The sequence below is a fragment of the Streptomyces sp. NPDC107581 genome (assembly GCF_055657175.1).
Map to the genome: position 1 here is coordinate 1 of NZ_JBVKBH010000037.1, position 20,976 is coordinate 20,976.

The 20,976-nt window shown below is 67.9% G+C and carries 24 protein-coding genes; 11 read left to right on the plus strand and 13 right to left on the minus strand.

What is annotated here, in order from left to right; translation table 11 throughout:
• Positions 1 to 194 precede the first annotated feature (194 nt).
• The 6 genes from ACZ7P3_RS41675 to ACZ7P3_RS41700 are packed head-to-tail and all read left to right on the plus strand — an operon-like array spanning position 195 to position 5,728.
• Positions 195 to 1,448: a TfuA-like protein gene (locus tag ACZ7P3_RS41675; protein WP_472089902.1), complete on the plus strand. Its 1,254-nt coding sequence runs from the start codon at positions 195 to 197 to the stop codon at positions 1,446 to 1,448.
• A 10-nt stretch (positions 1,449 to 1,458) separates the two neighbouring features.
• On the plus strand, positions 1,459 to 2,583 hold the full coding sequence (locus ACZ7P3_RS41680; RefSeq protein WP_472089903.1) for a YcaO-like family protein: 1,125 nt from the start codon (positions 1,459 to 1,461) through the stop codon (positions 2,581 to 2,583).
• Positions 2,580 to 3,458 carry a class I SAM-dependent methyltransferase gene (locus tag ACZ7P3_RS41685; protein WP_472089904.1) on the plus strand — a complete coding sequence of 293 codons (879 nt, stop codon included), beginning with the start codon at positions 2,580 to 2,582 and terminating at the stop codon, positions 3,456 to 3,458. Before ACZ7P3_RS41680 ends, ACZ7P3_RS41685 begins: the two co-directional genes overlap by 4 nt.
• Positions 3,455 to 4,468, plus strand: a complete 1,014-nt coding sequence (locus ACZ7P3_RS41690; RefSeq protein WP_472089905.1) for an NAD(P)H-dependent glycerol-3-phosphate dehydrogenase — start codon at positions 3,455 to 3,457, stop codon at positions 4,466 to 4,468. Before ACZ7P3_RS41685 ends, ACZ7P3_RS41690 begins: the two co-directional genes overlap by 4 nt.
• A 59-nt stretch (positions 4,469 to 4,527) precedes the next feature.
• A complete protein-coding gene (locus tag ACZ7P3_RS41695; protein WP_472089906.1) occupies positions 4,528 to 4,887 on the plus strand; it encodes a hypothetical protein in 360 nt (119 codons plus the stop codon).
• A complete protein-coding gene (locus ACZ7P3_RS41700; protein WP_472089907.1) occupies positions 4,874 to 5,728 on the plus strand; it encodes a hypothetical protein in 855 nt (284 codons plus the stop codon). The genes ACZ7P3_RS41695 and ACZ7P3_RS41700 overlap by 14 nt, the downstream gene beginning before the upstream one ends.
• Positions 5,729 to 5,902: 174 nt before the next feature.
• On the opposite strand, the gene ACZ7P3_RS41705 is transcribed toward ACZ7P3_RS41700, so the two are convergent.
• The 4 genes from ACZ7P3_RS41705 to ACZ7P3_RS41720 all read right to left on the minus strand — a co-directional run bounded on the left by ACZ7P3_RS41705 (position 5,903) and on the right by ACZ7P3_RS41720 (position 8,823).
• Positions 5,903 to 6,517 (minus strand): DUF7691 family protein, encoded by a 615-nt coding sequence (locus ACZ7P3_RS41705; RefSeq protein ID WP_472089908.1) that lies wholly within the window; start codon positions 6,515 to 6,517, stop codon positions 5,903 to 5,905.
• Between the two features lie 125 nt (positions 6,518 to 6,642).
• Positions 6,643 to 7,416, minus strand: a complete 774-nt coding sequence (locus ACZ7P3_RS41710) for a hypothetical protein (protein ID WP_472089909.1) — start codon at positions 7,414 to 7,416, stop codon at positions 6,643 to 6,645.
• Between the two features lie 183 nt (positions 7,417 to 7,599).
• Positions 7,600 to 7,860 carry a hypothetical protein gene (locus ACZ7P3_RS41715; RefSeq protein ID WP_472089910.1) on the minus strand — a complete coding sequence of 87 codons (261 nt, stop codon included), beginning with the start codon at positions 7,858 to 7,860 and terminating at the stop codon, positions 7,600 to 7,602.
• 30 nt (positions 7,861 to 7,890) lie between these two features.
• On the minus strand, positions 7,891 to 8,823 hold the full coding sequence (locus ACZ7P3_RS41720; RefSeq protein WP_472089911.1) for a hypothetical protein: 933 nt from the start codon (positions 8,821 to 8,823) through the stop codon (positions 7,891 to 7,893).
• A gap of 659 nt (positions 8,824 to 9,482) precedes the next feature.
• Here ACZ7P3_RS41720 and ACZ7P3_RS41725 point away from each other — a divergent pair.
• From ACZ7P3_RS41725 to ACZ7P3_RS41740, 4 genes are all read left to right on the plus strand, one after another.
• A complete protein-coding gene (locus ACZ7P3_RS41725; protein ID WP_472089912.1) occupies positions 9,483 to 9,704 on the plus strand; it encodes a DUF6192 family protein in 222 nt (73 codons plus the stop codon).
• A 3-nt stretch (positions 9,705 to 9,707) separates the two neighbouring features.
• Positions 9,708 to 10,121, plus strand: a complete 414-nt coding sequence (locus ACZ7P3_RS41730) for a hypothetical protein (RefSeq protein WP_472089913.1) — start codon at positions 9,708 to 9,710, stop codon at positions 10,119 to 10,121.
• A 205-nt stretch (positions 10,122 to 10,326) separates the two neighbouring features.
• On the plus strand, positions 10,327 to 11,571 hold the full coding sequence (locus ACZ7P3_RS41735; RefSeq protein WP_472089914.1) for a tyrosine-type recombinase/integrase: 1,245 nt from the start codon (positions 10,327 to 10,329) through the stop codon (positions 11,569 to 11,571).
• 299 nt (positions 11,572 to 11,870) lie between these two features.
• On the plus strand, positions 11,871 to 14,033 hold the full coding sequence (locus ACZ7P3_RS41740; RefSeq protein ID WP_472089915.1) for a tyrosine-type recombinase/integrase: 2,163 nt from the start codon (positions 11,871 to 11,873) through the stop codon (positions 14,031 to 14,033).
• Between the two features lies 1 nt (position 14,034).
• Here ACZ7P3_RS41740 and coaD read toward each other — a convergent pair whose 3' ends face one another.
• Positions 14,035 to 14,454 carry a pantetheine-phosphate adenylyltransferase gene (gene coaD, locus ACZ7P3_RS41745; RefSeq protein WP_472089916.1) on the minus strand — a complete coding sequence of 140 codons (420 nt, stop codon included), beginning with the start codon at positions 14,452 to 14,454 and terminating at the stop codon, positions 14,035 to 14,037.
• A gap of 447 nt (positions 14,455 to 14,901) precedes the next feature.
• Positions 14,902 to 15,348, minus strand: a complete 447-nt coding sequence (locus tag ACZ7P3_RS41750; RefSeq protein ID WP_472089917.1) for a phage tail protein — start codon at positions 15,346 to 15,348, stop codon at positions 14,902 to 14,904.
• A gap of 124 nt (positions 15,349 to 15,472) precedes the next feature.
• On the opposite strand from ACZ7P3_RS41750, the gene ACZ7P3_RS41755 reads away from it, so the two are divergent.
• Positions 15,473 to 15,661, plus strand: coding sequence for a hypothetical protein (locus tag ACZ7P3_RS41755; RefSeq protein ID WP_472089918.1), 189 nt, complete (start codon positions 15,473 to 15,475; stop codon positions 15,659 to 15,661).
• Here the strand turns inward: ACZ7P3_RS41755 and ACZ7P3_RS41760 are convergent.
• From ACZ7P3_RS41760 to ACZ7P3_RS41790, 7 genes are all read right to left on the minus strand, one after another.
• A complete protein-coding gene (locus ACZ7P3_RS41760; protein ID WP_472089919.1) occupies positions 15,658 to 16,068 on the minus strand; it encodes a DUF6262 family protein in 411 nt (136 codons plus the stop codon). The two genes, ACZ7P3_RS41755 and ACZ7P3_RS41760, sit on opposite strands and share 4 nt — an antisense overlap.
• A complete protein-coding gene (locus tag ACZ7P3_RS41765) occupies positions 16,065 to 16,460 on the minus strand; it encodes a hypothetical protein (RefSeq protein ID WP_472089920.1) in 396 nt (131 codons plus the stop codon). Before ACZ7P3_RS41765 ends, ACZ7P3_RS41760 begins: the two co-directional genes overlap by 4 nt.
• Before the next feature lie 21 nt (positions 16,461 to 16,481).
• Entirely contained in the window at positions 16,482 to 16,817 is a 336-nt protein-coding gene (locus tag ACZ7P3_RS41770; protein ID WP_472089921.1) for a DUF4158 domain-containing protein, read from the minus strand.
• Positions 16,818 to 16,906: 89 nt separating this feature from the next.
• Positions 16,907 to 18,403 (minus strand): hypothetical protein, encoded by a 1,497-nt coding sequence (locus tag ACZ7P3_RS41775; RefSeq protein WP_472089922.1) that lies wholly within the window; start codon positions 18,401 to 18,403, stop codon positions 16,907 to 16,909.
• 123 nt (positions 18,404 to 18,526) lie between these two features.
• A complete protein-coding gene (locus tag ACZ7P3_RS41780; protein ID WP_472089923.1) occupies positions 18,527 to 19,162 on the minus strand; it encodes a hypothetical protein in 636 nt (211 codons plus the stop codon).
• 93 nt (positions 19,163 to 19,255) lie between these two features.
• Positions 19,256 to 19,564 carry a hypothetical protein gene (locus tag ACZ7P3_RS41785; RefSeq protein ID WP_472089924.1) on the minus strand — a complete coding sequence of 103 codons (309 nt, stop codon included), beginning with the start codon at positions 19,562 to 19,564 and terminating at the stop codon, positions 19,256 to 19,258.
• A gap of 68 nt (positions 19,565 to 19,632) precedes the next feature.
• On the minus strand, positions 19,633 to 20,202 hold the full coding sequence (locus tag ACZ7P3_RS41790; RefSeq protein ID WP_472089925.1) for a hypothetical protein: 570 nt from the start codon (positions 20,200 to 20,202) through the stop codon (positions 19,633 to 19,635).
• Positions 20,203 to 20,976 lie beyond the last annotated feature (774 nt).

Genomic DNA, 20,976 nt, shown 5'->3' on the forward strand with positions numbered 1-20,976 from the left:
CCGCTACGAGAAGACAGCCACCATCTACCTGGCCGGACTCTACATCGCAGGCATCTTCCTCTGGTCCGCCCGATGATCCAAACGAAACCGCCTAGTCCCTCTCCCAGCATCTGAGCGTCGCTTCCAAGGGGTGTCCCTCCCTCTATGCCAGCCCGGCCTTAGGGAGGGCACCCCTCCTCCTAGAGAGGTGTTCAGTGATTCACGTGTTCGTTGGGCCGACACTGCGCCGGTCCGAGCCGTTACTCGCCGCGCCAGGGGTGGAGGTATGGCCACCGGTGCGGCATGGGGAGTTGTTCGCGGCCGAGATCGACATCGGCGACACAGCCGTGATCATCGACGGGGTCTATCACCAGGCTCCTGCGCTGCGTCACAAGGAGATCTTGGCCGCGATGGGCCGGGGCGTTCGGGTGATCGGGGCGGCGAGCATTGGTGCGCTCAGGGCGGCCGAGCTGGCGCCGTTCGGGATGGTCGGGGTCGGCCGGATCTACACCGCTTACGCCCAGGGAGACATCGAGGGCGACGACGAGGTTGCAGTCGGCCAGGCGCCGGACGGGGAGTGGGACATCCTGACCTGGCCGGTGGTCAACCTCCGGTTCGTCCTGGACCTGGCCCGGTCGGCGGGGGTACTCGACGGAGAGCGGGCCGCGAGGCTGCTGGCGGCGCTGGGCGCGGTCCACTACCCGCAACGAACCTGGGCCGCGGTTCGGGCCGTATGCCGCCGCGAGGGCGAGACGGCGTTCGCCGACTGGATGGCCGAACAGACCGAGCGTGACCAGCACTTCGGCGACCTGAAGCGCGCCGATGCCCTCTCCGCCGTACACACCGCGCTCGAAGGCCTGCCGTCCGAGATTGCTCCGCCCTCCCCGCACACGTGGGAATCGCCGCTTTTCCGCCGCTGGTCCAACGCGTTCGCCCGTACCTTGGTTGACGGCCTGGACTTGCTCACCGAGGACCGGCTCGTCTACCAGCAGGTATTCGACCCCGCATTCCGCAGCAGGTGGACGGCTTACCTGGAACGCCGCTCCCGACGCCCCGCAGACGGGAGCCCCGGCCTGCCGCTGAGGGCCCGGGCGGCCCAGGCCACCGGCGGCGCCCTGCCCGCTCATCGCCTTTTCCGCCCGATGGTGGATCTGCGGGACGAGGAAACGGTGGCTCTGCTGCTGGCCGGTGAGACCGTCGAGGACCGCGCGGCGATTGCCCGTTACGCCGACACCCTTGCTGAGGCCCGCCGCGACCGGCCCGGATTCTCGATTGCGGCGGTGCGCGACGACCTTGCCCGCCGAATGCTTGTGCAGGTGTGGCGCTGCCCTGAGCACCTGTTCGACGAGGAAGCCTCTGCCCGTGGCCTGGTCTGCGGTGTGCGGGCTGTGGAGACCGTGAAGCGGCTGGTGCCTGGGTATCTGGCCGAGTCGTCTGAACGAATGGAGGCGGCCCGTGGTGTCTGCTGACGACCTGTTGATGCTGCCGGGCACGATGCGAGCCCGACCTGCCGAGGAAACGTGGGAGACGGTCGCAGGACTGTTGCCGTCGTACGGAATCACCCGCGTTGCCCGGCTGACTGACCTGGACTGCGTCGGGCTGCCAGTTTGGACAGCGATCCGGCCGGCGTCCCTGACCCTGAGTGCGTCCCAGGGCAAGGGCGCCACCGATCTGCTGGCCAAACTGTCGGCCGTGATGGAGGCGATCGAGCTGTGGCACGTCGAGCAGCCCCCGCCCATCGCGATGCGCGGCTCATCCGTAGAGGTCAGCCTTGAATACCCCCTCTCCGCACTGCCGCTCACCGTCCCGTACCCCGAGGCCACCCTCGCCCGCGTCGTGTGGGAGTGGACCACGGGCATTGGCCTCATGAGCGGGGAGGCAATGATGGTGCCGGTCGACCTGGTCCGTCGCCGGGCACAGCGGCCTGAGTGGAGCCCGCATCTGCTGCGCGCGACCACCACTGGCCTGGCCTGCGGGAACACCCGCGACGAGGCACTGCTGCACGCGCTCTGCGAGGTTGTGGAGCGGGATGTCCTGTTCCAGGACGAGCAACGCGGCGGTCGGCAGCGGACGCTGATCGACCCCGGGACAGTCGATGATCCCTACGCCCAGGAGCTGATCGACCGGGTGAGTGCCGCCGGGATGGCGATGGAACTGGCGCTCTTAGACGGCGCGTACGGGATGCCGGTGTGTCTGGCGTACCTATGGTCCGAGGACCACCCGATGGTCTTCGCTGGCGGCGGATGCCACAGCAGCCCGGTCATCGCACTGACCCGGGCCTTGACCGAGGCGGCGCAGTCGCGACTGACGGCCATCGCCGGAACGCGTGACGACCTTCCGAGTGATCCCGCGTGGATCGACACCGCGCCCTCCCGCCCCATGCATGAAGAACGGCTTACCGAGTGGCCGCAGGCGACGGCACGCCTCGCCCCGGTCGTGGGCGGCTTCGCCGAACAGGTCCGGGAGGTCGCGCGGCGGGTCGCACTCATCACCGGGTACGAGCCGATGGCCATGGACCTGTCGGACGCATGGACGCCCGTCTGCGCGGTCCAGGTCGTCTGTCCCGGCACCCGATCCCGGACCAGGAGGTCGATGCCGCGATGACGCCTCACCCTGTCACCCCAGCCGGCCCATGGCCCGAGCAACTCGCGGCCCAGTACGACGCGCTGCACGCCGCGCGGGCACGCACCCCGCTGGTCGCCCGTCTGTACGCCGAGGCGATGGGCGAGGACTACCCCCTGGAGATCAACGCCTCCAGTTCGTGTGACTGGCCCTTGCTGGGGCTGATGACCGCGCGGCTGCGGATGCGGCCCGGCCAGCTCCTGGTGGACGCTGGCTGCGGAAACGGCTGTGTCGGCCTGTGGTTGGCTCGCGCCTTGGCGGTCCGTCTGGAGGGCTTCGACATCTCTCCGGTCGCCGTCGCGCAGGCCACCGCCCGGCGTGCACAATTCGTTCCCGCCGACCACGCGGCCTTCCGTGTCGCCCGGCTGGACGCCAGCGGCCTGCGCGACGGCTGCGCCCGCGGCATGGTGTGCGTGGATGCTCTGGGTGGTGCCACAGACCGAGTAGCCGCACTGCGCGAACTCGGCCGGGTCCTAGCGCCCGGCGGCCGACTCCTCCTCACCCGTGCTCTGAGACCCGGTGTGCCACCGAAATGGGAAGAGCAGGCGCAGGCCGCCGGGCTGATCCTGGAGTACGTGGACGAGCGTCCCGGCGAGCCCGCCATGTGGGAACGCCTCTACGCGTTGTGGATTGGCCACGCCGACGAGCTGCGGCGCCAGTTGGGCGACGGTCCGGCACGGAACATGCTGATCGAGGCACACCAGATGCTGCCTGTCCTCTCCGGCCGCCGTGCTGTCCTGCTGACACTGCGGCGCGCCAGCATGTCACTAAGGGCGCCCAACTCGGCCGGTACGATGACCCATCCCAGCCGTTCCCCCGACGGCGGATCCGTGTCCATCGAGAGGACTCCGCAGTGAGCCAGAACCGCCCCGTCCGCGTGGCGGTTCTCTCGGCCGGGTCCTGGGGTACGGCCGTCGCCAAAATCCTGAGCGAAGCCGGCACCAGCGTGGCGATGCACGCCCGTCGGCATGAGATCGCCGCCGGGATCAACACCGAGCACCGCAACGTCGGATACTTCCCGGACATCGAGCTGCCGGCCGCCCTGACCGCAACGACCGATCCGGCTGCCGCGCTGGACGGCGCGGACTTCCTGGTGCTGTCCATCCCTGCGCAGACCCTGCGGACAAACCTTGCCGTGTGGGCGCCGCACATCGGACCCGACACCGTGATCGTGTCGCTGATGAAGGGCATCGAGCAGAGCACCGGGCTGCGGGCGAGCCAGATCATCACCGAGGTGACTGGTGTGAGTGCGGACCGGGTTGCGGTGCTGTCGGGCCCGAACCTGGCGCGCGAGATCATGGAGGGACAGCCCGCCGCGGCCACCGTTGCTTGCCCGGACGAGGAAGCCGCCCGCCGCTTCCAGCAGGCATGTCACACCCCCTACTTCCGGCCCTACACCAGCACGGACGTCATCGGCTGCGAGTTGGGTGGTGCGGTGAAGAACGTCATCGCTCTCGCGGTCGGCATCGCCTCGGGCATGGGTCTGGGTGACAACGCGACGGCCATGCTCATCACTCGTGGGTTGGCGGAGACCACCCGGCTGGCAGTGGCTATGGGGGCCCATCCGGCCACCCTCGCTGGTCTGGCCGGCGTGGGTGACCTGGTGGCAACCTGCTCTTCACCGCTGTCACGGAACCGTACCTTCGGCACCCACCTCGGCCGTGGCCTGAGTGTTGAGGAGGCGACGGCTGCCACGCGGCAGACCACCGAGGGCGTCAAGAGCGCGCAGGCGATCCTCGCTCTGGCCCACGCTCACGACGTCGAGATGCCCCTCACGTCCGTGGTCTCTGCCCTGCTGCACGAAAAGGTCACTCTCGCCGAGGCCGCGGCCGCGCTGATGCAGCGGCCCCCGAAGCCTGAGCGCTGACCCCGACGTCCCGCTGCGGGCGCACTCCCATCACCCTCCCGTTCCCGGAGGCCTCTGTCATGCACTCTTCGACAGTGCTGCCCATCATCGAACTTGTTCTCACAGCCGCCTTGGTGGCATGGATGGCCACCGGCTTCACCCCCATGCCCGGCAGCTGGCTGCGCTGGCGCATGTTCTGCCGGGCCAACTTCACGATCGTCTCACTCACCGGCACCACCAAGGACGGGCGCACCGAGCCGGTGAACGTCTACGCCTACCTGTCCCCGGGCAGCTTCATCCTCGGGCCGCCCCAACTCCAGACGATCATCGTCTACCTCACCCGCACCGGCCAGTACGACCGGATCGACGGGCATGGTCGGCTTCTGTCCGTTCGGGGCGAGCAGCCCATCGAGGTGAGGGGCAGCCGTGTGGTTCTTTGACTCCCTCGCTTCGGCTTTCCAACATCCCACCGACCCAGGACGGCTCCAGCAGTTCCGCCTTGTCTTCGGCACGGTCTGTGCCCTGCGCTTCGCCCTCTCCATAGGCCAGGGCGGATGGGACCGATTCGCCCAGGGGTCGCTCACCTGGTTCGTCACGGAGCATCTGTTCGGTCCGAGGCGGGCGCAACTCCTCGCGACGGCCTACCGACCCGCACTGATCGTCCGCACGATCGCTGCCATGGCCCTGACCGTCGGGCTCGCACCTCGGCTGTCGCTCACGCTGGTCCTGACCGGAATCGTCATGGAGCTCCTCTACCTCAAGAGTCAGCACGGCGTCCGCTACGCCCTGCTGACCGGCGCCTGTCTCCTGCTTGCCGGAAACCTCGGCCACGGCCTGCACATCGACCACGCCCCCAGCAGGGCAAACACCTGGGCGCAGTGCCTCCTTGTGCTCATCACCACCGACATCTACTGGAACAGTGCCTGGCAGAAGATCCGCTCCGTGCAGTTCCGCTCCGGCCTCTACCTCGCCCAGTGGATTCACACCTACAACCAGGTCAGGGAGCAGTTGCCCTACGGCCGCCAGTACGGAATCCCCGGCTTCGTCCGCCGCCATGCGGGCAACCTCGGCCACCGGGACGTCCGCCTCTGGCGCCTGGCCGCGGTCACGGTCATCGCCGTGGAGATCGCGCTACCGCCCGCGCTGCTCATCCCGCAGACGACGCCCTACGCCGTGGCCGTCGGCATCGGAATGCACGCAGCCTTCACCTGCCTCAAGCCGCGCCAGCTCATCATGTTCTCCGGTCTAACGGTTGGCACCTACCTTGCTTTCGTCGTCTGACGGCGTGCAGCTACGGGGGGCGCCAGCACGGTGAGATCGTCCCGTTGGCCACCCTCACCCACGCTAACCGCTTCCTGCGCCACTGTCGTTGCTGTCCAGCGCTATCGGGCTCTCAGCCAGTTCCCAAGGCGGCAGGCTGGCTCAGCGGGCGCCGTGTACTGATGGCCCCTGCGGTTACGACTGGAACCCGATCACGCCGTGTCCAGGTTGCTGTGCCGCTGCTGTCATCCAGTCCACGCAGTCGCATAGCGCGTTGAACACCTCGGGATCCGACGGCGGTGTACGTCCGGCACGGTCAGCCTCCTCGAACTGCTCCAGAGCTTGCAGACACTGCTCGTGTGTCCACTCCGCACAGCCCGGGAATTCCGACCACGGGACGCCCTGGGGCAGCCCAGCGGACATGCCAAAGTCCGCGACCGACACTGCGGTGACTCCCAAAACCTGGAGGCCTTCGTCCACCGCCTCCAGCCAGCCGGCACGGTAAGGACTGAAGGAGCCGTTGTTCAGGTGGGATCCCGTCAGCGAGCACAACCGCTTGTACGCGTAGCCGTACTGGAACGCCTGTGGGGAACCGCCGCCGGGGAACGGTCCGCCGTACACCACTGTCCGCAGTGCCTCCCATGAGGTGGGTGCACCCGCAGCGATCTCGCTGGAGAACCAGTTGTCAGAACTCGCAAGGTCGTTGCCGAACTTGTCCTGGATCACCTGCAACAGTTGGTCATCACGAGACCCCACCAGGGCCCGGGTAGCGGCAATATCCAGCAGGTACACGCTCAACGACATGCTCATGCAAACGACCATATCGGCCCCCAGACAATGCCGCCGAGCGAGGGAGCAGCGGGAAACCACGGCCATGTTCCGGGACCGGCGGCGTGCCGCCCCTGGTTGGCAGGACACCAGGTAGGTAGAGAGCTTCAGGCTGATGTGAGCCCGTGATCCTCGAGGAATGAACGGGTGGCGCCGATGGAGGCTGCGAGCGTCGCAGCGGCGGCGCGGGCTTGTGCGTAGTGGCCGCCCCATGCGGCCGCGTGATGAGGATCAACGGCGTCGGCGGCGGCCAGGTCGGCGAAGTCGTCGCTGCGGCCGACGAGTTCTTGCAGAGCCTTCCAGGCTCGGTAGTGGTCGTCGACCTCAAACACGTGCTGGGCGAGTCCCTCCAGGTTGCCCATGGGGCTGTCGAGAGCGGCCCGGGCTTCGGCGAGCACCTCGGCCGTCTGCTGCACCGTCTGTGCGGGCAGGAGGCCTTTGGTGTCGTACACACCTGCGCGTTCGCGCGCACGGCGCAGGCTGGTAAGCCGGGCGCAACGCTGGGCCATGTCCCACAGCGTGGCGCTGACTGCGGCCAGCAGGGCAGGTTCGTCGAGGTGCCCGGCCTTCACGACTTCGGCCCTCTGCAGGGCCGAACGCAGAGCTCTGGCCCGGCCGACCAGCCGCCAGGTCTCCTCGTCCAGATCTTCGAAGAGCACGTAGCGGTGGTGCAACCGGGCGTAGACGTCCCGCTTGCCCAGAGCGTAGTGACGGTGCAGCCAGTTCCTCACCTTCTTGCTTCGCCCGGATGGCTCGGCATCCCACGGGAACGCGCCGATCGAGAGGGAAAGGGGTGTGGTGAGCTCCCGTACCAGGGTGGAGCCGAGTATCGGGTCCGCGGTGATCGGGATGCGCGCGGTGACCACGTCGGTCTTCTTCATCTGCGCGTACGGCAAAGGGTGCGCTTGGTACCGGCCCAGGAGCTCTTCCAGGGCAGAGCCAGCAGTCCGTCGTGCACGGCGATCGTCCTGGCCGCGGGTGTTGGACCCTCGCCTGAGCCGTGCAGCGGCGTGTGGGAGCGCTTTTTGGGCGGTGTACCGCGGGTCATGGGCAGGCTCCGTCGGCTACAGCGCGGGCAGTGGGTCAGTGTGGTCGTCGACGCCGAGGAGGAGCACGTGGTGTCCGACGGCCTCCGCGGCGCCGTCGGTGACCTTCTCGACGTCGAGGCGCAGCCGGATGCGTCCGGCGCCTTCGCCGTTGGCCGCGAGGTCGTGTTCCAGCTTGTCGTCGAGGCGGTCCAGGGCGGCCTCGGCCGCGGCGTAGTCGGCCAGGTCACGGGCGAGGACGTGGCGGGTGGCGGTGTCGCGAAGCTGATAGCTGGGCATCGGGGATCGTCTTCCGGCTGGTCGGGGTGATCAGGCGGCGGGGTCGGTGAGCCTGCGTGCCGCGTTCACCGCGCGGGACCAGACGTCGGGGCTGCCGCCGTGCTCGCGGGCGAGGGAGGCGGCAAGCCCCCGGACGTCGCCGCGCTCGCGCAGGGCGGCCAGGGCGATGGCCGCCCGCCGGTCAGCCTCCGAGCGGGACGGCGCGGCCGCGGGGAGATGCCCGAGGGCGTTGCGGACGGCGTACTCCCAGGACCTCTGCGGACCGCCGTACTGCACGCTGAGCTCTGCGGCCAGACCCGGGTGGTAGCCATCGCGTTCGATCGCCTCTTTTGCGTACTGCTCGGCGAGCTGCGTGGCGGTGAGCGGCTCACCGTCGTCATGGGCGCTCAGCTCGGCGGCGAGGACCTCCTCGAGGGCCGAAGGCCGGCCGACGGGCGCCTCGGGCTGTGGGCCGGGGCGGCGGCCGGCCTTGCCGAGCTTTTCCCCGGTGCGCTTCCGGTCGAAGTCCTGCAGATCGCCGACACGGAATCCGGGGATCATCCGGCCGGTGGGCCCTTCGACCTCGCCGACGGAGTCCGGGAAGTAGCCGGGGTTGTCCCGCCGGTACTTGCGGATCACCGAGGGCCCGTTGAAGTTCAGCAGCTCGGCGGCCTTGTTGATGGAGACGATGTCCGCGGGGTCGAGCTTGTACAGCTCGGGGTCGGCCTTGAGGACCTTGCTCGCCTTGTCCTGCTGGAACCAGGTGTAGAAGGAGCGGAACTGCTCCTCGTCGTAGAAGTCGGTCCCGCCGATGCGCTCCTTCTCCGGGTGACGGTGCTTCTCCGGCTGATCGAGGCGCACCTTGTACCAGCGGGCCGCGGTGCCCACGCTCGCGCCGGTGAACCCGCGGATCCAGTCGCGGTTGACCACGGCACGGTCGCTTCCGATGACGCGACGCTGCGGGTTCACGGGCTTGGTCGACATTGCACTCTCCGGTCCGGGCCGCGGCCCTATACTGAGCGCCTGCTCCTCTTGTCTCTCCGACGCTCGCGCGCTGGCAGGGCGAGACGGGTTGGTGAAGGTGGTCGGCGGGACGTTCGGCCGGGGTTGCCGCTCTGGGCCGACACCCTCGTGAGGGGGTGCCTTCCGCCGCCCACCATTTTTACCGCTGTTGCGCGTAATCAATATGACTCTCTTGAGGGTGACTGTCAATCTCGCCGACGCACACCCCACCACGAAGCCACCCTCCACTCCCGACCGAAGCGCGGCACCTGCTTGCTCTGCACGTGTTAGGGAGCGGTCACCATCAGCTCCGCCATCGTTGAGTGCGACTCCCTGCGCCGCATCCATGTCCGAGCACGCCCGTAGCGCTCGTCGACGAGGAGTGCGTAGTGCTCGGCTCGCAATGAGCTGTTCGGCCACGGCCTGGCCGTCGCATACCCGAAGATGCACGGGGAGCGGGTGGATCCAAGTTCGGGGTCTGGCGCGAGCTGATCGGCGACATCGGCGCTCTGGAACTTGACTTATGGCATCGCCGATCGGCTCCGCTCCTTGCGGATTTCCTGAGCTCAGGCGGCTGCGCGCTCCAGCAGCGCGTCGAGCTGCGCCGCAGTGTCTTCGGGGTCGGTCGTATGGTGAATCGTGTGGATGCCGAGCGCTTCAGCGGGCGGGAGGTTCTCGGCGTGGTCGTCGACGAAAACGCACTCTGCCAGCTGCGGGGGCAGGAGTTCACCGAGGATGAGCGGGAGACCGTGAGGCGTCAGATCGGGCGGGTCCGCGCGGCGGCGGACTGGCTCGAAGGGGCGCTCGACAACGGCGAGTTCACCCTGGACGAGCAGCTGGTCCAGCTACTCAAAGGCGAGTAGGCCATGCCGCAACGCCGGGAGGCTCGGCCGCTGGCCGAGCACTACGGCGACCTGGTCCGCGTCGCCCTGATGGAAGCACGCCCCGCCGGCCTGCACACCTACCAACTGATGGCCGCCACCCGCCTGACCCACTCGCAGGCCGGCCGCGGCATCCGGCAAGTCCGCGACGTCGTCGCCGCGGAGAACCTGACGCCGATCACCTGGACCCGCCGGGACGGGTTTATGTTCTCCGACGACCCCGCAGACTGGATCGAGTACGACAAGCGGCAGTTCCGGCAAATTCTCGGCCGCCTCACCCGGGTGATCACGGGCACGCTCGATCCGCACCTGGCCCGCTACCCCGACGACGAATGGGCCCAGCTCGCCACCGCCCAGCTCACCGGCGTCCGCGCAACCCTCGCCCAGCTCTCCAAATAGCCCCTGTCCACCACCGATCCCCTGCCGAGCCCCGTCATGCCCGCTGCTTCCCGTGGCCGGCGCTACCCCTCTGACACCTCCGTCGCTGAGTGGGCCCTCCTGGTGTATTGACTGAACTAATTCCGATGTTTCTGCAGCTCAGTGACCTATTCAGTGTGTTGGCGTTAGCCGGTGCGTGAAGGATGCTGAAGGACTGAGCCGGAACGTGGCGGCCTTCGTCGTGCCGCAGATCGGGCGCCTGAAGGAGACCGGTGAAGCTGCCGAGCCGTACCAACTGCTCGATCCCGACGGACAGTTCGTCCTACCAGTAGCGACGTTCTTCGCTGACTTGCAGGCCGCATCGAAGCCGGCAACGACGATCCGCTCGTACGGGATGGACCTGCTGCGGTGGTACCGGTTCCTCTGGGCTGTCGATGTGCACTGGGATCAGGCGACCAGAGCCGAGGCCCGCGACTTCTGTCGATGGCTCCAGCTCACCGACAAGCCGGTACGCGTGCACTGGCGCCACCAGCGCAAAGGCACCACGGCGCCCACGGTGCCGGCCCCGAGGGCGGAGCCGGGGACGCCGAACCCGGTCACCGGCAGATCTACCCCGGGCCGGAAGTACGCGCCTTCCACGCGGGCCCACTGCGAAACGGTGCTCCGGACCTTCTACGACTTTCACCTCGACGAAGGCACCGGCCCGATCATCAACCCCTTCCCTCTCGATCGCTCACGCCGCAACTCCCGGGCTCACGCACACCACAATCCCCTGGAGCCGTTCCGCCCCGAACGGCAGGGCCGCTACCGGCCGAAGGTGCCCAAGCGCATCCCGCGGCGGATCCCGGACGAGCTGTTCAACGCGTTGTTTGCCGCGCTGAAGTACAACCGCGACCGGGCCCTGCTCGCGTTCTGGGTCTCCACCGGGGCCCGCGCCGAGGAACTGCTCACCAGCCGGGTGAAGGACGCCCTGCCCGGCCAGCAGCTCATCGGCGTGACCCGCAAGGGAACCCGCGCCTACCAGCAGATTCCCGCCTCCACGGACGCGTTCGTCTGGCTGCGGCTGGCTCAGGAGGAAGCCTGGCGCAAGGGGGCACCCCGTGGCCACAACCACCCCTTGTGGTGGACTCTGCGACGCCCCTGGCGGCCGCTGAACTACCACGCCGCCCGGGCCATGTTGAACCGCGCCAACGATCTGCTCGGTTCGAACTGGACCCTTCACGACCTCCGGCACACCGCCGCCTACCGGATGGCCCGCGACCCACAGATGTCACTGACCGACGTCCAGTGGGTCCTCGGACACGCGCACCTGTCCACCACGGAGATCTACCTGGCCGCGAGTCAGGAGGAGGTCATCGAGCAGGTCCTCGCCCACCACGCCCGCCGGGCACAACAACCGGCCAAGCCGCCGGCGCCCGCCCCGGGCTACAACCCGGCCTCGTTGAAAACCCTGTTCGGAGGACTCCCGTGACCACCGCGCCAGCGACTGCTGCCCAACCAGCTCGGACGGGAAGACACGCCTCCGAGCTCTGCGGCGAGGCGGCCCGGAAACTGCTCTCGCAGTTCCCACCGCGGCCGCGGCCCTCCACTTGGGCCGCAACCGAGGAGACCCGCGAGGCCGTCCTGGCCAGGATCGACCGACCGCCACTGCGAGCACGTGTCAAAACGACACACGAAAACCGTTGGTACGGCGCCCGCAAGATCCTCAGCTGGCTCGAGACCTTCCCCGGGACGACATGGCAGGAGCGATGGCAGGCCAGCCCGGCCAACATGCTGGGCCTGAAGTGGACCGACGTGGTGCTGCCCTGGCTGACCGAGCGCGGAGAGAGCGCCCGGGAGGAGGCACTGCGAAGTGGGCTGCTCTGCCTTTTCGTCGCGGACGTAATCCGGCCCGACCTGCCGTTCTTACTGCGAATCGTCCAAACCCGCTACTGGCGCGAGGCCGTGGTCGAGCACCGCGACCCAGCGGGATTCGCCCGGATTGAAGAGTCCGCCGACCCGGTCGTGCTGTCTTCCAGACCCGGACTCAAAGCCTGCACCCAGATCTCGATGATCCTCCTCGCCAAGGGCGGTGGAGTCGGCGACATCACTGTCGGCGACTGCATCGAGCTGCGGCAGACCGAGACCGTCGCTCTGGAGAAGAAGGGCGGTGACAGCCGGTTCCTGTTCTACTCCCTCCTCAAGGACATGGGGCAGTTCCCGCCGGACGCCCCCGCCACCCTGCGCGCGCTGGCTGTGTTCTCCGGGCAGTACACACCCGCCGAGCTGGTGGACCGCTATCAGCTCGAATGCCGACCAGTCCGCGATCTCATCGTCGACTACCTCTCCGAACGCCAACCGGCCCTGGACTACGCCAGCTTCGAAGACCTCGCGCGCGTGCTCGCCCTGCACTTCTGGAAGAACCTGGAGACCCACCACCCTGGGATCACATCCCTCCACCTGGACCGCAGCACCGCATCGGCCTGGAAGGAGCGGCTCCGGACCAAGACCAACCGCAGCCGGAAGCCCGACGGCACCATGGTCGAGGTGACGACCCCGCGGGCCAGCTATGCATCCCTGCTCGGATACGTCCGTGCGTTCTATCTCGACATTGCACAGTGGGCTTTGGAAGAGCCGACCAGGTGGGGACCGTGGGCGGCACCCTGCCCGATCAGCGGGAACGAGATCACCTACAAGAAGGACATCCGACGCCGCAAGGCGCGGATGGATCAGCGCACCCGCGAACGGCTGCCAGTGCTGCCGGCCTTGGTCACCGCTGCGGAGAACCGCCTCCAGGAGGCACGGACCCGGCTGGAAGCGATCCGTCAAACGCCAAGCGCCGGCGCCTTCAACGTCCTCGGACAGACCTTCACCAAGGCCGGCAAGTCGACTCGGCTCGACGTCAGCGGTTCTGCCTGCGCTTATGACGCGTCGGGCCGCAGGCACCACTTCGCCCTGGCCGAGCACCGCGCATTCTGGGGCTGGGCCGCCATCGAGTTCCTCCGGCACACCGGTGTCCGGATCGAGGAAATGCTGGAGACAAGTCACCACAGCATCACCCAGTACACGCTCCCCTCGACCGGCGAGCTCATCCCGCTTCTGCAGATCGCCCCGTCCAAGACCGACGAGGAAAGGCTCCTGGTTGTCAGCCCCGAACTCGCCGACGTCCTCAGCGCGATCGTCAGCCGGGTCCGTGAGACAAGTGGGGCCATCCCCTTGGTCCCCTTCTACGACGGCCTGGAAAAGATCTGGCTTCCGCCAACTCCACTGCTTTTCCAGTGGTCCAGTGGTGGTCAGCGGCGGGCCGTCTCTTCCAAGACCATCAGGAAGGCGATCAACGAGATCCTCCAAGCCGCTGGCCTCACCGACGCGGCCGGCCAGCCTCTGAACTATCAGCCACACGACTTCCGGAGGATCTTCACCACAGAAGCGATCATGAACGGGATGCCGCCCCACATCGCCCAGCTCATCCTCGGCCACAAGAACATCAACACCACCATGGGCTACAAGGCGGTCTATCCCGAGGAAGCAATCAACGGCCACCGGGCCTTCATCGCCCGCCGCCGGGCACTACGGCCCAGCGAGGAATACCGCACCCCCACCGATACGGAGTGGGAGGAGTTCCTTGGCCACTTCGAGCGGAGGAAGGTCGCTCTGGGCGACTGCGGTCGCGCCTACGGCACCACTTGCCAGCATGAACACAGCTGCGTCCGCTGCCCAGTTCTCCGCGTCGACCCAGCTCAGCGGCCACGTCTGGCAGAGATCCGCAGCAACCTGCACGAGCGGATCACTGAGGCCGAACGCGAAGGCTGGCTCGGCGAAGCCGAGGGACTGCGCGTCAGCCTTGCCGCCACTGAGAACAAGCTCGCCCAGCTCGAAGACCGTCGACGCCGGGCCACGACCATCAACCTCGGGATCCCGACCTACCGCGAGATCGCGGGCCGCACCTCGTAGTTCAGAGAAGGTCCTGTTGACTCACCGCAGTGACGAGAGTGGAGGAGATGTGGGCCAGGGCCGGGTCTGCAGCGATGAAGAACGTTTCGACTCCGGCCAGTTCGTGGTTCATGCGGGCCATCGGCATCTCGTAGTCCAGGTCAGTAACGCCGCGGACTCCGCGGATGACGACATCGATTCCGACTCGGCTGCAGTAGTCGACCAGCAGGCCGCCGGTGTGGGAGTCGACCGTGACGTTGCTCAGGTCCGCTGCTGCCGCGCGGAGCCGGTCCAGCCGTTCCGTGACGGGGAAGCGTCCGGTCTTGTTCGAATTGAACATCACGCACACGACGACCTCGTCGAACAGGAGGGCAGCCCGCCGGAGTATGTCCTGGTGCCCTTGAGTGACCGGGTCGAAGGATCCTGGGAAGAGGGCTCGCATGATCGGAAAGAGTAACCGGCCGCCCCCAGTAGTGAGGTGCCAGGGCAGCCGAATCACCAAGATCAAGCGTGACAGGGAGAAGAACGTCTAGCGGGGCGGGACAACCGCAACGTCACAGTCGCTCACCGCCACGGGGGACACGCTCTTAGTTCAGAGAAGGAACCCTTGTTGCCGGTCCCGGCTTGCCAGACGAAGACCGGCGGGCATCCGGAGAAGTGGCCGCGGCGGGAGGTGATCTTTTCCGAGCGACCACGAATTCGCGTTGTGTCTGAGCTGGGGGGGATGCGTCACGGTCATGTCCGGGACGTATCCCCCGCGCGGTCAACCCTCCGAGTCCGCCGGAGTGGCCCCGGACATGAATCCGCACGCGAGGCGGCCTTCAACGGCCGCCGCGCGTGCGGATTCATGGGGATCGGAAGGTGCTGTTTGACGGCGGCGCCGCGGCGGTCACACAGCGTCCAGCTCGAAGCTCTCCACCACCAGCACCAGCTCCTCGATGGCGACCTCCGTGGCGGTGCCACTGAGCGACGGTGCCGAGTACTGCTTGGGCCAGGCGTTGGTGAACTTCCATCGCAACGCCGGTTTGCCCGCGTCGTCGTTGAGCACGAGGTGGCCGTTGCGGCGAACCACAGTGCCCTCCAGTACGGCCCGCCGCCAGTCCCACAGCTCGCGGTTGGTGGTGAAGCCGCGCTTGAGGGTGATGTCACCGAACTTCTTCAGCGCCGGGAGCTTGATGACCGAGAAGTCCATGTTGCCTTCGCGGTACTCGATCACGTCCTGCTCGGTGCTGGCGCCGCTGCACTCGGAGAAGCCGTGCGAGCCCGCCAGTCCGTCGATGTCCAGGGTGAAATTGAACGCGGCGAATGGATCAACCCGCCGTCCGGTCTGCGCCATAGTCGTTCCTCCTCGTGCCTTGGTAGAACGCCCGTCGACGCGCCTCCAATCACGGATAGTCACGATAGACGAGCGCGGCGTATCCGCCTGCAGTGATCTTAGGAGCCGGACTGTTGCGAGTGACGTGATTTTTTCGTCAGCTTTGTGTCACTGGAGCGTCGCCCTGTTCGAGGAGCTGGGCTTCGAGATCGGAGATGCGTTTCTCGGCGAAGCGGAGGTTGGAGCGGGCACCTTCGAGCCGCTCTTGGAGCTTGCGGTGCTCCTGGGTGAGCTGGTGAAAGCGGTGTTTGAGGGTGGTGTTCTCCGTGGTTAGGTGCTGGACGGATTCGCCGGGACCATCTGTTCTGCGTCTCGGAGCTGGCCCATGAGCTCGCCGAGCTGCTTCCGTTGGGCGAAGACCTCTTTCTGCGTGCGGGTCAGCTCGCTCTCGGCATTAAGGGCTCGCTCCCGCCAGGATGCCTCGACCCGGGCGTGTTCTTGCTGGGCCGTGCGGTCGTGGCGGCTGCGCGAGTCTGCGACGGCGTTCTTCACGAGTGCGCGGGCGGCCTCGTTCTCGTAGAGGAACGTGGCCGAGACGCCGGCGCGGTCGGCGATGGCCCGGACGGTCAGTCGGCCGCGTTCGCGGCGGAGCTGGCCGATGGCCGTCTCGACCTGGACGAGCTTCTGTTCGGTCTGCCGTTGTCGTGCGGCGATGGCGGCGGCGGTGGAGTCGGTCTTCATGCGGCGTCACCTTCCTCCTGGTGGTGACGGCGGAGTTCATCGGCCCGGAAGGCGGTACTCCAGACGCGTCCGAAGTAGTCCTGGGGACGTCGCAGATCGAGGGCGAGGGCCTCGTCGAGGAGGCCGACGGCCTCCAGTGCCTTCTCCAGGCCCTCGATCGCGCGGGCGGTGGGCTCGAAGGGTTCGTGCAGGTAGTCGGCGGTCTTGCCGTCGGGGGCGCGTTCGGCCAGCATTCGCCATTGCTCGCGTTTGCGGTGCCAGTAGACGAGGTCGGCGCCGGCCCGCGCCCGCGCGGCGGCCACGATCCGCTCGATACGGACCGGGGGCTCGATGCGCTCGCTACGGCACTGCACGAGCAGGGCTTCACGCAGTCGGTCCTCCACCAGCTCCACCGGGCAGACCTCGTCGGCGAGTCAGCCGGTCAGCCGTTCCTCGTCGGCCCGGGTCGCCGGACGGAACCCCAGGGCCTCGCGGATCTGCGTACGGTGCCCCTTCGCCGAGCGGGACGACAGCCCGTACTTCGCCAAGTCCTCCGCCGGTACCTTCACCACGCCAGCCACGCAATCGGCCGCGGCCCGCGGCAACTCCTCCACGAACTGGGGGAGCAGGCCCTCCAGCTCGAAGAACTTCAGCATCAGCACGAACCCGAGCCGCGTCGGACCGGACTTGTTCGCGACCAGCTCCCAGTCGGCGCCCACCGGCGTCCAGCACGCACCACATCCTCGGGTGACCACTCCTGCCGCATGCACGCTCCCGCCCCTCCACCGACTGCTCATTCGGCCCAACGAAGAGGCCAGGAGCGAAGCAACGGGGAGCGGCAGGGGCTTTGCAGCGTGGGTCAGAGATAGGAGGCCCGGGCCCACACGCACCGGGCGGTGAATCCCTGGGCGCCGGTGCGCACCGGGAACTCGCTGGGCACCTCGACCGCCTGTACGAGGGTGCCTTGAATGAGGTTGGCCGTGACGGTCGCATTCCACCCGTTCGCGGGCGCTGCCTTGGCCAGCGACCGCGCGTTCCTGGGCAGGCTGGCGACATGGTCGGCCGATGGCGCAGCGGGCGGGGCCGCGGGGGCGTTGCCGGTCGGCCCGGGCTCCTGCGGGGCGCTGGTGGCGATCGGCCCGGGCTCGGGGCCACGGGGCGGTGTGACTCCGGGGCAGGCTCTGCCGTCGGACTCCCACGCTTCAGCCGTGCCCGGGCCGGACGGCGCGGCGTCCGCTGCTGCGGTCGCGGTCGGCGCCGTCTCGGCCTTGGGAGCGGCGATTGGCTCGACGGGCACCCGGCGGACGGTTTCCCCGGACGACCACTCACCCGCCACCCGGTATCCACGTTGGGCGATTAGGTCGGCGGCCCGGTGCGCGGGGATGGCACCCACGCTGGGGTAGGGGCACTCCTCGTCATCCCATACCGTGGTGCGTTCCCAGGGCCAACCAGGGTGACGCTGTCCGCAACTGCACTCCAGACCTAGCGCCGCACCGTTCGACCGCGAGTGCGTGAGCACCGCGTAGCGGGCGGTCATGGTGCAGGTGAGCGATCGCTCCCAGGCCTCGTACGCCGAGTTGTACAGGCCAAACGTCATGATTTCCGACGAGATCACCCAACGGGCGAACTCGGCTCCCTCTTTGGGGGTGTGTCCCTCCGCCACGGCGTATGCGGCGAGATCTTCCAGATAGGCGGCGTTCGACGTGAGGTAGTTGGCGGGCAGGACCGACAGGACCGGGTGAGTATCAGGGGCGGCATCGTCGCCCGCCGGGGTCAGCAGGCAGTCAGCGCCGACGTAGTCGCGCCCGACGAACCGCGACGGGTATAGCTCCACGGGGACGGTGCCTTTGATCCACGGGCGCAGCACGACGGGGACTTCGCCCGCCGGGGTGGTGACGGCGGACGCCGAGACGACCTCTACCGTCACGGGCAACGCGTCGTGCCTGCCGTACACCGACATGGACAGGTCTGGGGCGGTCGGCTGCGTGCGGGCGGTGGGGGCCTCGGCGGCTACCAGGTCCCCGACGGCGCGCCATGCGATTCCCTCGGCGGCCTGCTGGCCGTAGCGGGTCAGGGTGGCGCCGTCCCACCGGTAGCCCCGGGCGGTGAGCCGCCACGCACACCGCAGGACGGTTTCCCCGGTCTCCTGGGGGGCGGTGAGCACCAGGGCGCAGTGTCCGGGCTGAGTCTCGACGGCGGCCGTCCATCCCGCCCTTTCCGCGCGGGCGGTGAGCGGGGCCAGGTTGCGGGGCAGCAGGGCGGTGGGGGCGGTGGGCGCCGGCACCTCGGTAGTGGTCGGGGCCGGCGCCCGGGCGGGAGCGCGCGTACTGCTGGCGGGGTGCGTGGTCGCGGTCATGTCGGGTCACTCCTGGTCGGGCTGGTGCCGGGTGAGTTGCCGCTCACACCGGGAGGCAAGGGCAGGGGAGGCAGGGGCGTTCCCGCCGGGGCCGGTCGGGCGACCGGCCCCGGCGGGTGGTGTTCAGTTGCGGCGGTTCGGGGGCCGGTTATCCCGGGGCGCGGCGTGGCTGGCGCTTGCGCCGTTTGTCGGGGCCTGGTCCGGGTGCGGTACCCGCTCGGCTTGCCGGTACTCAACGCCCGGTTCCGGGTCCACCGGCTCGCCGGTCTCCGGGATGACGGTGTACGCCTGCCGGATCTCCTGCGCGGTGAGCGGCCGAAGCCAGAAGTTCCGGAACCTCCAGCCGCGTACGAACTCCGAGCCGTCGGGGCTGAAGGTGCGCACGACCAGTCCACCGGTTCCGCACCCGACCATGCCTGCCGCGATCACGGCGCAGACACGCGTGGATGCGGCCTCGTCGACGATCAGGGCGTCACCGATGACGGTGAGTTCCTGGCCTTCGGTGAGGACACGGTGCGGCGCGTTGGCGCTCGCCACCATGTGGTGCGTCCCGTCGCCGAGAACGGCGCCCAGAAGGGACAGGTACGCGTCGGCGACGTGGTCGAGTAGCGCGTGTGCCGTGTCGGCGGCGGTCTGCGTCGCCTCGCCCTCACTGGCGGGGTTGGGCGTCCACCGCATCGCGTTAATGCTGAGATCCTCGCCCGGGTCGACGTCCTGTCCTTCGAGGCTCTGCCGTACGTGGTCCTGGTACTCGCTCATCGTTCCCCTGCCTTGGGTGGTTGAGTTGGCGACGGATGAGTTGCCGCTCATCCGCAGAATCAATAATACTCTCTAGAGGGGGGTCGTCAACCCTCAATCACCCCCCGGACGTGGACAGTTACGTGACTCGACCGGCGTCACGCTCGTACGGAAGAACGGGTTCCGGGTGAGGCTGAATCCGACCCGCTTGGTCTCACCGGTGCTCTCACGCTTGCCGTAGACCTCGATGTCAGTCAACTCGCCTTCCTCGTAGATCACTTGCAACACAGTGCCTTCCCAGACCTCGGGCCACGGTGCGGGCCGGCTCGCGGTCCTCGGGCGGGCGTGAGTGCCCAGCCCTCGAGTGGGGTTGCGCTCGATGCGCACGCGCTGCCCCCGGCTGATCGGTCCTGTGGCGGTCATGCTGTCCCCTTTCTGGTGGCCGTGGCTCCGGGAGGGTGAGGCGACCGGCGGCCCCCACCCTGGGAGCGTCACTGCGCCCGGGCTGCCCGCTGCTCCTCGGTGGCCGTCAACAGCTCGTTGAGCCCGTGGCGGGCGTGGTCGGCCCGGACGCGTGCAGCCACCTCGTCGGCGCACGGCAGTCCGAAGCCTCCGTCGCTGGCGAACATTTCGTACGCCTCGCGCCACCCGCGCACCTGGCATTCGACAGCCGCGCGGGACGCGCATGCGATTGTCAGACCTCCGACGGTTACGGACAGTGCGCCGATTCCGTCGGGGCTTACTGCCGCGCTGCGGGCCCGGGTTTTGGCGCGACGGGGAGCGTCGTCAAGGATCACGAACGAATTGATGGTCAATTCGGGTTCGCGTAATTCTCCCGCGTCGACCTGTTCGGGAAAGATCCTGTCGAGCATTTCGGTGGCCTCACACCAGCCTTCCCACCAAACGCGTGCGCCGGTAGGATGCCGAAATTCGATGATTGCCGTGGGGATCTTCAGAAGGGGAATGAGCGTCAGACCAATCGATGCGTCGGTCTCGTGTCCTCCAGCAAGGTGGATCGTGAGTCGGCTCACCGCGTGAACGGTTTCGGCTTCGGTGTTCAAGTGGGCTCCTCGTGTTGGCGATTGAAACTGAGTCAGGTTGCCGCCCGACTTCAAAATCAATAATACACTCTCCAACCGGGGAGACACCCGAAACACCGAACCTTGCATCATCCCTTGCGACATCCCTTGCGGCCGCTCCTGCGCCTTCTCTTGCGACGTCCCCTGCGCGAGCCTCTTCGGGAGGGGCGACGTATCCGCAGGTCAACCAAGGCTTTTACGCATGGTTGGAGGTCTGACATCCCCTCTGCTGCCACTTTCCCCAACGACAGAGAGAACGAGAAGGAACGGGGCGGGGGGCGGATGACGCGGCGGCCTCGGGGACGGAACGGCATCGATGATTCCGACGCGTCGGCTGCGCCGCCCCGTCGGACAAGCGCTGTGCCGGAAACCGGCACGGGACAGCAGCGAAGGAATCTCAATCGGTACACAGCCGGCACAGTTGATGCATTGCCAGCTGTAACGTCCCGATCGCCAACTGTGCCGAGCATAGTTGATGGGCCGTCAGCGTGTTGCGGGGTGATGGCTGGGATTCCCAAACGCTACACAGGCCCGCACGCGATGCACCCTCCTTGCTGCCAGCCGCAGCACCCGCGCTTGCGCGGGTGCCATCAATTCGCGCTTGCGCGAATTGATTCGTTTTCGGAATTCCGCTTGCGGAATTTAATTCCCTCGCTTGCGAGGGAATTTGGCGAAGCGTTAGCGGAGCCAGGCCGGAGCGTTAGCGGAGGCCGGCACCTCTGCTGTGGCTTGCCACAGCAGTACCCGCTCCGCGGG